Source organism: Mycobacteriales bacterium (genome assembly GCA_036497565.1).
Classification (GTDB): Bacteria; Actinomycetota; Actinomycetes; order Mycobacteriales; family QHCD01; genus DASXJE01.
In genome coordinates this window covers 1-10,018 of sequence record DASXJE010000273.1, presented here as the reverse complement: position 1 = coordinate 10,018, position 10,018 = coordinate 1, and the positions used below count along the sequence as shown (strand labels likewise).

The 10,018-nt window shown below is 72.6% G+C and carries 9 protein-coding genes; 4 read left to right on the top strand and 5 right to left on the bottom strand.

Annotated elements, in window-relative coordinates; genetic code table 11:
* Nucleotides 1-599, bottom strand: a 599-nt coding sequence (locus VGH85_21570; protein HEY2176406.1) for a peptidase E, incomplete at its 3' end; no start/stop codon positions are given.
* A 228-nt stretch (nucleotides 600-827) separates the two neighbouring features.
* Between VGH85_21570 and VGH85_21565 the strand changes: the two genes are divergently transcribed.
* Nucleotides 828-2,402, top strand: coding sequence for a serine/threonine-protein kinase (locus tag VGH85_21565; GenBank protein HEY2176405.1), 1,575 nt, complete (start codon nucleotides 828-830; stop codon nucleotides 2,400-2,402).
* 13 nt (nucleotides 2,403-2,415) lie between these two features.
* On the opposite strand, the gene sucB is transcribed toward VGH85_21565, so the two are convergent.
* Both sucB and lpdA read right to left on the bottom strand, forming a co-directional pair.
* Complete coding sequence (gene sucB, locus VGH85_21560; protein HEY2176404.1) at nucleotides 2,416-3,966, bottom strand: 2-oxoglutarate dehydrogenase, E2 component, dihydrolipoamide succinyltransferase; 1,551 nt, start codon at nucleotides 3,964-3,966, stop codon at nucleotides 2,416-2,418.
* A gap of 45 nt (nucleotides 3,967-4,011) precedes the next feature.
* Complete coding sequence (gene lpdA, locus VGH85_21555) at nucleotides 4,012-5,415, bottom strand: dihydrolipoyl dehydrogenase (GenBank protein ID HEY2176403.1); 1,404 nt, start codon at nucleotides 5,413-5,415, stop codon at nucleotides 4,012-4,014.
* Nucleotides 5,416-5,638: 223 nt separating this feature from the next.
* Here lpdA and VGH85_21550 point away from each other — a divergent pair, with 223 nt between their 5' ends.
* Nucleotides 5,639-5,992, top strand: a complete 354-nt coding sequence (locus tag VGH85_21550; GenBank protein ID HEY2176402.1) for an oxidoreductase — start codon at nucleotides 5,639-5,641, stop codon at nucleotides 5,990-5,992.
* Here VGH85_21550 and VGH85_21545 read toward each other — a convergent pair.
* Nucleotides 5,989-7,503 (bottom strand): leucyl aminopeptidase, encoded by a 1,515-nt coding sequence (locus VGH85_21545; protein HEY2176401.1) that lies wholly within the window; start codon nucleotides 7,501-7,503, stop codon nucleotides 5,989-5,991. The genes VGH85_21550 and VGH85_21545 overlap by 4 nt on opposite strands.
* A gap of 55 nt (nucleotides 7,504-7,558) precedes the next feature.
* Here VGH85_21545 and gcvT point away from each other — a divergent pair, with 55 nt between their 5' ends.
* Together gcvT and VGH85_21535 are read left to right on the top strand one after the other, a co-directional pair.
* Nucleotides 7,559-8,668, top strand: a complete 1,110-nt coding sequence (gene gcvT / locus VGH85_21540) for a glycine cleavage system aminomethyltransferase GcvT (protein HEY2176400.1) — start codon at nucleotides 7,559-7,561, stop codon at nucleotides 8,666-8,668.
* Nucleotides 8,669-8,731: 63 nt separating this feature from the next.
* Nucleotides 8,732-9,136, top strand: coding sequence for a hypothetical protein (locus VGH85_21535; GenBank protein ID HEY2176399.1), 405 nt, complete (start codon nucleotides 8,732-8,734; stop codon nucleotides 9,134-9,136).
* Here the strand turns inward: VGH85_21535 and VGH85_21530 are convergent.
* On the bottom strand, nucleotides 9,118-10,018 hold a 901-nt coding region (locus tag VGH85_21530), incomplete at its 5' end, for a DUF6596 domain-containing protein (protein ID HEY2176398.1). The genes VGH85_21535 and VGH85_21530 overlap by 19 nt on opposite strands.

Sequence of the window (10,018 nt, the reverse complement as noted above, 5' to 3'; positions counted from 1 at the left end):
CCGTCATCGGTGGCGTAGCCGTCGGGCAGCGTGCCGTCGGCGATCAGTTGGTGGTAGAGCGGGCGGCGCTGCGCCTCGGAGTTGTAGTGCACGCCGTTGGAGTGCGGCAGGAAAGCCAGCCCGTTGGTGACCGGTCGCAGCGTCGGGCCGAACGAGTCGGTCGTGCCGCCCATGTGCCAGCACAAAGAACCGGCTGATACCCCGCCGAGTACGACGCCGGCCTCCCAGCACTCGCGCAGGGTCTCGTCGAGCCCGTGCACCCGCCAGACGGCGAGCAGGTTGGCGACGCTGCCGCCGCCGACCCAGATCACGTCCTGGGCCAGCAGATGCGCGCGGACGTCCTCGACGTTGGGCATCGCGAACAGCGCGAGGTGGGAGGTGCGTACGTCGGTGCCGGAGAACGCGCCGTAGACCGCCGCGTTGGTGGTGATCGAGTCGCCGGTCGCAGTGCCGATGTAGCACAGGCGCGGTCGGTCCGCGCGGCCGGCGAGCTCGAAGGCCAGGTCGAAGATCGGGCCCGGGCGCCAGTCGGTGGGGTTGCGGCCGCGGGAGAAGAAGCCGATCGACGTCGCGAGAATCGTCGGCGCGTCCGCGCTCATGCGCCGCCCCCGCTTTGCCCGCAGATCTCATGATCGTGATCGGATAAAGCCGCGAAACGCCGTACGGATCCGATCACGATCATGGACCGGGGGGCGCGGTCGGCGGGGTGGGCAGGTGCAGGCGCGGTCATGTCCGCGGATCCTGCCGTACGACGACCGCAACACTGCGGCCGGTGCCTGTGGACGACGCCTGCGGGAGGTGGCCGCGAGGACCTAGCGTTCTCGTCCATGACCTGGAGCATCCCCGGCTACACCGCAGACGAGCTGGTGGGCTTCGGCGCGACCGGCGAGGTGTGGCGGGGACGCGATCTTGCCAGCGGCGAGCGGGTCGCGCTGAAGAGACTGCGGGTCGACGATCCGGACGGGCGGAGCAGATTGCGTCGCGAGGCCGCGCTGCTCACCGCGCTCGACCATCCGCACCTGCTGCGCGTCCGCGAGCTCGTGGTCGCCGACCGGGAATGCGCGCTGGTGCTCGACTACGCGCCGGCGGGAAGTCTCGACGCGCTGCTGCGCCGGCGCGGCCGGCTGCGGCCCGGCGAGGTGGTCACCGCGCTGTCGCCGCTCGCCGCCGCGCTGGCCTACGCCCACGGCGAGGGGGTGGTGCACGGCGACGTCACTCCGGCCAACGTGCTCTTCACCGACGAGGGCCGCCCGCTGCTGGCCGACCTCGGTGTCGCCCGCGTCATCGGCGACGAGCCGACCGTGCGGGCGACGCCGGAATACGCCGACCCCGCTGTCGCCCGTGGTGTCGCTCCCGGCCCGGCGAGCGACGTCTTCGCCCTCGCCGCAGTGGCCTTCCATGCCCTCACCGGCGTCCCGCCGTGGAACGCCGCCACCCCGGAGGACACCTTCGCCGTCGCGGCGCTCGGCGCGCTGCCCGACCTGCGTGCGCTGGCGCCCGAAACACCGGAGGCCCTGGCCGAGACGCTGGAGCGGGCGTTGTCCCTGCAGCCGTCGGCCCGGGGCGGCGCCGCCGAGTTGGCCCTCGACCTCGGGCACGCCTGTACGCCGGAGCCGGTCGCACTCGGGGCTGCGTCGACGTCCGGTTCCGGCGCGCGACGGGCGGCGTTGACCCACGTCGTGCACCGCCCGGCGCCGCGCGGCGACCAGAGCACGGCCACCGGTCAACACCGGCGGCCGAAAAGACGTTCGTTCCGGCCGGTGCATGCGCTGGTCGTGGCGGCGACGGCCGTGGCCCGCAGTCGCGGGCTGCGGGCCGTCGTCCTGGGTGTCGGGGGTCTCGTACTTGCGGTGCGGTTGGGCATCGCATGGGCCGGGTCGGACCCGCCCGCCATCCCCCCGGGCGGGTCCGACCTTGCAAGCGCAACCCAGGTGGCGCAGTCGGCCGCCCCGACCCACGCAGGTCGGTCGGCCGCCGCCACCCACGCGGCCGGTACGACTGCGCCGCCGGCGTTCACCGATCGCGAGCGGCGCTGGGTCGGCGTTCTCGGGCGCCTCGACGCCCGGCGGGCGCAGGCGTTCGCGGCAGCCGACCCCGCTGCACTGGCCGCCGTCTACGGGTCCGACAGCCCGTCACTCACGGCCGACGTTACGACGGTGCGCCGGGCCGCGGCGGCGCGCCTGACGATGGTCGGCGTGCGGCACGACGTCCTTGCGCTGCACGTGTTGCACGACGACGGCGATCATGCCGTACTCGCCGTCACCGAGACGCTGTCGCCCCACACCGTGGTCCGCGGAGGTCGGCAGGTGGCACACAGTCCCACCGGGCCGGTCCGCCGCTATCGCATGGCGCTCGCCGAGACCCACGACGGATGGCGGATCGAGAGTGTCACGGCCGCCTGAGCGGCCGGCAGACTCAGGCCAGCCCGACCTCGGCCTCGAACGAACCGGCCTCCAGCCGCTCTTTGACCGCCACCAGGAACCGGGCCGCGTCCGCGCCGTCGACCAACCGGTGGTCGTAGGTGAGCGCGAGGTAGACCATCGAGCGCACCGTGATGACCTCACCGAGGTCCGGGTCGTCGATGACGACCGGCCGCTTCACGACCGACCCGGTACCGAGGATCGCGACCTGCGGCTGGTTGATGATCGGGGTGTCGAACAGCGCACCCCGACTGCCGGTGTTGGTCAGCGTGAACGTCCCGCCGCCGAGCTCGTCCGGGCTCACCTTGTTCTGCCGGGTCCGGGCGGCCAGGTCGGCGATCTTGCGGGCCAGACCACCGAGGTTGAGGTCGCCGGCGCTGTGGATCACGGGAACCATCAGCCCGCGCTCGGTGTCGACCGCGATGCCGAGGTGCTCCGCGTCGTGATAGGTGATCGTGCCGGCGTCGGTGTCGATCGAGGCGTTGAGGTTGGGGTGTGCCTTGAGCGCCTCGACGGCGGCCAGCGCGAAGAACGGCAGGAAGGACAGCCGCACGCCCTGACGCGCCTCGAAGTCGGCCTTGGCCCGCTGCCGCAGCCGGGCGATCGCGGTGACGTCGGCCTCGACCACCGTCGTCAACTGCGCGCTGGTCTGCAGCGACTCGACCATCCGCGACGCGATGACCGACCGGGGCCGGGACATCTTCTGAGTGGTGCCGCGCAGCGCAAGTGCGGACTCCGAGGGCACCGCGCGGCCGGTCGACGCGCCCGCCGTCGCTCCGGCGCTCGCCGCGGCCGGCTCGGCCGCGGCGGCCGGCTCGGGCCGGCTCGCCTGACTGCTCGCGGCGGCATCGACGACGTCCTGCTTACGGATCCGGCCACCGACGCCGGTTCCGGTGACCGTCGACAGATCCACGTTCTGCTCGGCGGCGAGCTTGCGCACCAGCGGAGTGACGTAGGCGCGCTCGGCGGCGTCGGCGCCGCCCTGCTCGCCCTCGCCCCGCGGCTGCGACGGTGGGGACGGCTGCGGCTGCGACTGCGACGACTGCTGCGACTGCTGCGGCGCCGGTGCCTCAGCCCGCTCGATCGGGCGCTCCGGCGCCGGCTGCTCTTCCCGGGCCGCCGGCCGCTCGGGTGCCGGCTCCGCGGCCGGGGCCTCCGCCGCGGGCTGCTCCTGGCGGCCGCGCTCGGCATCCTCCTGCTGGGGTGCGGCGGGCGCCTCCGCCGGAGTCTCTGGCGGCGCTTCGGCCGGTGCGCTCGACTGCTGCGCGGATTCGGCCGGGGCGGACCCGTTGTCCGACGCCGCTTCTCCGCCCGCGTCGATCAGGGCGAGTTCGACGCCGACCTCGACGGTCTCGTCCTCGCCCACCTTGATGTGGCTCAGCACTCCGGCCGCCGGGGACGGGATTTCGGTGTCGACCTTGTCGGTCGACACCTCGAGCAGCGGCTCGTCGGTCTCGACGCGCTCGCCCTCCTTCTTCAGCCACCGGGTGACGGTGCCCTCGGTGACGCTCTCCCCGAGCGCGGGCATGGTGACGGAGGTCGGCATGGTCTGGCAGCTCCTTTGTGTCTGTCCCGGCGGGTGGAAACGCTGTCAGCCGTGCGTGTGCAGCGGCTTGCCGGCGAGTGCGAGGTGGGCCTCGCCGATCGCCTCGGACTGAGTGGGGTGCGGGTGGATCAGCTGGGCGACCTCGGCGGGCAACGCCTCCCAGTTGTAGATCAGTTGAGCCTCGGCCACGAGTTCGCCGACCCGTGCTCCGACCATGTGTACGCCGAGCACCGGGCCGTCCTTCTCGGCGACCAGCTTCACCGCACCCTGCGTCTTGAGGATCTGGCTGCGGCCGTTGCCGGCGAGGTCGTAGGTGAGCGTGGTGACCTTCTCGCCGCCGTACTGCTCCTTGGCCTGTGCCTCGGTCAGGCCGACCGAGGCGACTTCCGGGTCGGAGTAGGTGATGCGCGGGACGCCCGGGTAGTTGATCGGTACGACGGGCAGCCCGGCCAGTCGTTCGGCGACCAGGATCCCCTCGCCGAAGCCCACGTGGGCCAGCTGCGGGGTCGGGATGAGGTCACCGACCGCCGAGATCGAGGGGACCGACGTGCGGCAGTACTCGTCGACGGTCACGAAGCCGCGGTCGATCGCGACCCCGGCCTCTTCGTAGCCCAGACCCGCCGAGGCCGGCGCACGGCCGACCGCGACGAGGAGCAGGTCGGCCTCGATCTGCTTGCCGTTCTCGAGCGACACCCGGACGCCGCTGTCGGTGTATTCGACGCCGCCGAACCGGGCGCCCAGCTCGTAGCCGATCTTGCGTCGGCGGAAGGCGCGCTCGAGCAGCTTCGAGCTCGCTTCGTCCTCGAGCGGCACCAGGTGCGGCAGGGCCTCCACGATGGTGACGTCGGCGCCGAATGCGCGCCAGACGCTGGCGAACTCGACGCCGATGACGCCGCCGCCGAGGATGACGACGGAATTCGGGACCTTGTCGAGAGTCAGCGCGTGGTCGGAGGAGATCACCCGGTCGCCGTCGATCGTGAGGCCGGGCAGCGTCTTGGAGACGGACCCGGACGCGAGCACCACGTGGTCGGCGTCGTAACGCCGGCCGTCGACCTCGACGGCGTTGGCGGAGACGAGTCGACCCTCGCCCTGCACCGTGGTGATGCCGCGGTTGTCGACCAGGCCCTGCAGGCCCTTGTAGAGCCGGTTGACGACGCCGTCCTTGTACTTGTTGACGCCGGCCATGTCGATGCTGTCGAACGTCGTCCGTACGCCGAACTGCTCGCTCTCGCGGGAGCCGTCGGCGATCTCGGCGGCGTGCAGGAGGGCCTTGGTCGGGATGCACCCGCGGTGCAGGCAGGTGCCGCCCACCTTGCCCCGCTCGACCATGACGACCGACATGCCGAGCTCGGCGGCCCGCAGCGCGCAGGCGTAACCGCCGCTGCCGCCACCGAGGATGACGATGTCGTGCCCTCCGGCTCCGGCGGATTCACCGGCGGTCTGCGCCACGGGGTTCTCCTCGTTCGTCGCTGATCCGATACCGAGTCGGGCCCCGGTTGTGCCAGGTGCCCGACGCCCCATCCTGTCACCTCGGATCGGGCCGACGCGATTCAGGGCGGGCCCGGCCAACCGGGCGTGATCATCGGGTCCGGGAACTCCGGCCGGGGGCCGGTTCGTCGTCTGGACAGACCCTGGGTGCCCGCGGGCTCCGAGGGTGAGGAAGGGAGGCACGGTGGGTCTGTTCCGGCGGCGGCACAAGCGACGGCCGGGGCGTGGCGGCAAGGCCGACCCGGCCGACGTCGCCCACCTGGAGCAGTTCGCCCATACCCGGGTGGGTGTCGAGGCATTTGTCGAGCCGCCGACCACCGTGACCGAGACCACCGTCGTCCTCGTCGCCCAGAGCGGCGAATGGACCCGGCGCCGGGTCGGCAGCGCCGATTCGGCCCGCAGCCTCGGCCGGCGACTCGCCATCCCGGTCTACGACGTCGCCGCCACCGGTTACCCGCAGCGGATGCGGCAGTGGACCGCCCAGCGCAAGGCCAGCGGCGAGACCGGCGTACCGGGCCTCGAAGGGCCGTCCGTCTAGCCGGCGGCGATGTCCTCCAGAGCGGCGATCATCGTGCGCACCGGGACGCCGGTCCCCCCGGCCGGGGTGTAGCCCCAGGCCGAGCCGGGGTTGTACGCCGGGCCGGCCACGTCGATGTGCGCCCACTCCACCCCGGGTGCGACGAACTCGCGCAGGAACGCTCCCGCGACGAGCATGCCGCCGGCCCGGTCCTTGGCCACGTTGGCCAGGTCGGCGACCGGGGAGTCCAGGCCTCGGCGCAGTTCCGGCGGCAGCGGCATCGGCCAGGCGTCCTCGCCGGCGCGGTTCGCCGCGGCGGCGACCTGGTCGCGGAAGTCGTCGCTGCCCATGACCCCGGCGGTCCGGTTTCCCAGCGCCACCGTCTGGGCGCCGGTGAGGGTCGAGGTCTCGATGAGGTACGCCGGTTCGTCCTCGCAGGCCCGCGCGATCGCGTCACCGAGGATCAGCCGGCCCTCCGCGTCGGTGTTGAGCACCTCGACCTTCGTCCCGCCGTACATCGTGAGGACGTCGCCCGGCCGGTAAGCGTGCCCACCCGGCAGGTTCTCCGCGATCGGCACCGTGGCGGTGATCTCGATGGGCAGCTTGAGCGCAGCGGCGGCGGTGATCGTCGCGATCACCGCGGCGGCGCCCCCCATGTCACCTTTCATGTGGTGCATGTTGGCGGCGGGCTTGATCGAGATGCCGCCCGAGTCGAAGGTGATCCCCTTGCCCACCAGCGCCACGCGCTTCTTCGCCCGCGGCCCCTTGTAGTGCAGCCGTACCACCCGGGGAGGCCGCTCGGAGCCACTTCCGACGCCGAGCACTCCGCCGTAGCCGGCCTTCGCGAGGGCCTTCTCGTCGAGCACCTCGACGTCGAGGCCGGCGTCCTTGCCGGCCGCCTGGGCGCGGCCGGCGAGCTCGGCGGGGTAGAGGTCGTTGGGCGGGGTGTTGACCAGGTCGCGGCACAGGGTGACGGCCTCGGCGATCGCCGCCGCCCGCGCGACGGCCTCCTTGGCGGCCTTGTCCCGCGCATGGCGGACGACGAGCTGGATCGCCGACGGCGGTCGCGGATGGTCCTCCGTCGTTCGCCGGTAGTCGGTGAAGTCGTAGGCGCCGAGCAGAGCGCCCTCGCCCGCGGCCTGCAGGATGTCGGCGGTGCCGTTGCCCTCGATCAGCGGCAGGGTGGATGCGATCGTGGCGCGGCCGGTCAGGGCACGGCTCGCGGCGCCGGCCGCGCGGCGCACGAGTTCGGGGGAGAAGGCGGCGCCGTCGGCGGGCGCCGGGCCGAGCCCGGTGGCGGCGACCACCGGCGCGGGCAGGGCGCCGAGGGTGGCGAGCGTGGTCACCTCGCCCTCCTTGCCGGTCGCCCCGAGCGCGATAAGAGCCTCGGCGAGCCGGCCGTCCAGGGCGGAGTCGATCGCGCCGGTCCCGGCGGTCAGTACCGGCCCGCGGGGTCCCTTCGCCACTCCGACGACGATCGCATCGACGCGTAGGGACTCGGGGGACTTGTCGGTCAAAGTCAGGGTCGCCATGTCGCGATGCTATGCGCACGCCGTCGGCGGCCGGACGCTCGGTAGCGTCGCGGTCATGAGCGCACTTGCGAGATCGCCGCTGTACGAACGGCATGTCGCCCTCGGCGCAAAGCTCGCCGACTTCGGCGGCTGGGAGATGCCGATCGAATACACCGCGTCCGGCGGCGGGGTCATCAAGGAACACACCGCTGTCCGGGAGGCTGTCGGCCTCTTCGACGTGTCGCACCTCGGGAAGGCGGGGGTGCGCGGACCGGGCGCCGCGGCTTTCGTCAACGCGTGCCTGTCCAACGACCTGGGCCGCATCCAGCCGGGCAAGGCGCAGTACACGCTGTGCTGCGACGACCCGACGGGCGGCGTCGTCGACGACCTGATCGCCTATCTGCACGGCGACGACGACGTGTTCCTGGTGCCCAACGCCGCCAACACCGCCGAGGTCGTACGCCGGCTCAAGGCAGCGGCGCCGGCCGGCATCGAGGTGTCCGACGAGCACACCGGCTACGGCGTACTCGCCGTGCAGGGCCCGCGCTCACCCGAACTGCTCGGTCGGCTCGGTCTCCCGGCCGACCACGACTACATGAGCTTCACGGTGTCCACATTGGACGGTCGGGAACTGGTCGTCTGCCGAACCGGCTACACCGGCGAGCACGGCTACGAATTGATTCCGCGCTGGGACGACTCCGGCCCGCTGTGGGACGTCCTGCTCGACGCCGGTGCCGACCTCGGTCTACGCCCGTGCGGACTCGGCGCCCGCGACACCTTGCGCACTGAGATGGGCTACCCGCTGCACGGCCACGAGTTGTCGTTGGACGTCACGCCGGTGCAGGCGCGCAGCGGGTGGGCGGTGGGATGGAAGAAGCCGCAGTTCTGGGGCCGGGAGACGTTGCTGGCCGAACGGGAGGCCGGACCCCGCCGCCAGATGTGGGGCCTGGAGTCGCTGGACCGCGGTATTCCGCGGCCGGGTATGACGGTGCGGGCCGGCGACCGCCCGGTCGGCGACGTGACGAGCGGCACGTTCTCGCCGACGCTGCGTCGCGGCATCGGCCTGGCTCTGCTGGCCACGGACGCCGGGATCGACGAGGGTGCCGAGGTCGCGGTCGACGTACGCGGCCGGCCGTCGGGCATGCGGGTGGTCAAGCCACCGTTCGTGCCCGCCCACGTCCGCTGATCTCCCGCCCGCAGTTCGGCGATCAACACCGGATCTGGCCGCCCGGTCGCGTACCTTCCGATCATGATCACGGCGCTGAGGGACCAGACCGGGATGCAGCGGGTGACCCAGGCGATGGGCGCGGTGACGGCCGCGTACGGCGGCTTGGTGATCGCGGCCCCGCGCGTCTTCGCCCGCCAGCTCGGTTACGACGGCCCCGGCGAACCCTCGTCGGCGGTACGGATCGTGTGTGCGTCGCTCGGCGCCCGCGACGTCGTGAGCGGGGTGTCGATGATCGTCGCGCCGCCGGGCAGGGCGCGGTGGGCGGCGCTGGGAGCGCGATGCGTGGCGGACCTCAGCGACGCCGTGGTGTTCGGCACGCTGCTCCCGTCGCACAAGGCGCGCACGAAGGTGGCCTTCGTCGCGGCCGGGTGGGGTGTCCTCTGCGGACTGTCCGGGGTGCTCGGCTCTCACTCACGCAGCGCCTGACTGATCCGCGCTGCCTGCCGGGTGAGGTGGTGACGTTCGGCCAGGTTGGAGGCGGACCCGGCGGCCTCGGCATACAGCCGTGCCGCGGTCGGTAGGTCACCCGCCTTCTCGTGGAGGTACGCCGAGGCGGCGGTGTGGCGCGGTAGCCCGGGATCGACCGTGGCCAAGGCCGCGAGGCCCGCGCCGGCGCCATCGGCCTCGCCGATCGCGACGGCCCGGTTGAGCTGCACGACCGGGCTGCCGGTGAGCCGGAGCAGTTCGTCGTACCAGCCGACGATCTGTACCCAGTCGGTCTCCTCGGCGCGCGGCGCGTCGGCGTGCAGGGCCGCGATGGCGGCCTGTGCTTGGAACTCGCCGAGTCGGTCGCGACCCAGCGCTGTCTGCAGGACTGCGACGCCCTCGGAGATGAGTGAGGTGTTCCAGCGGGAGCGGTCCTGCTCGGCCAGGGGAACCAGGCTGCCGTCGCGCCGGGTCCGCGCCGGTCGCCGAGCATGGTGCAGCAGCATCAACGCCAGCAGCCCCGCGGTCTCCTCGTCATCGGTCACGGACGCCAGCTGCCGGGTGAGCCGGATGGCCTCGGCGGCCAGGTCGACGTCGCCGGTGTAGCCCTCGTTGAAGACCAGATAGAGCACCCGTAGCACCGTCGCCAGGTCGCCCGGCTCCTCGAACCGCACGTCACGGACCGTGCGTTTGGCCCGGCTGATCCGCTGCGCCATTGTTGCATCCGGCACGAGATAGGCCTGGGCGATCTGCCGGGTGGTCAATCCACCGACGGCGCGCAGCGTGAGGGCCACCGCGGACGCCGGGGTCAGTGACGGATGGGCGCAGAGGAAGAAGAGCTGCAGCGTGTCGTCGGCGGTCTCGGTGGGGCCGGAGGACGGT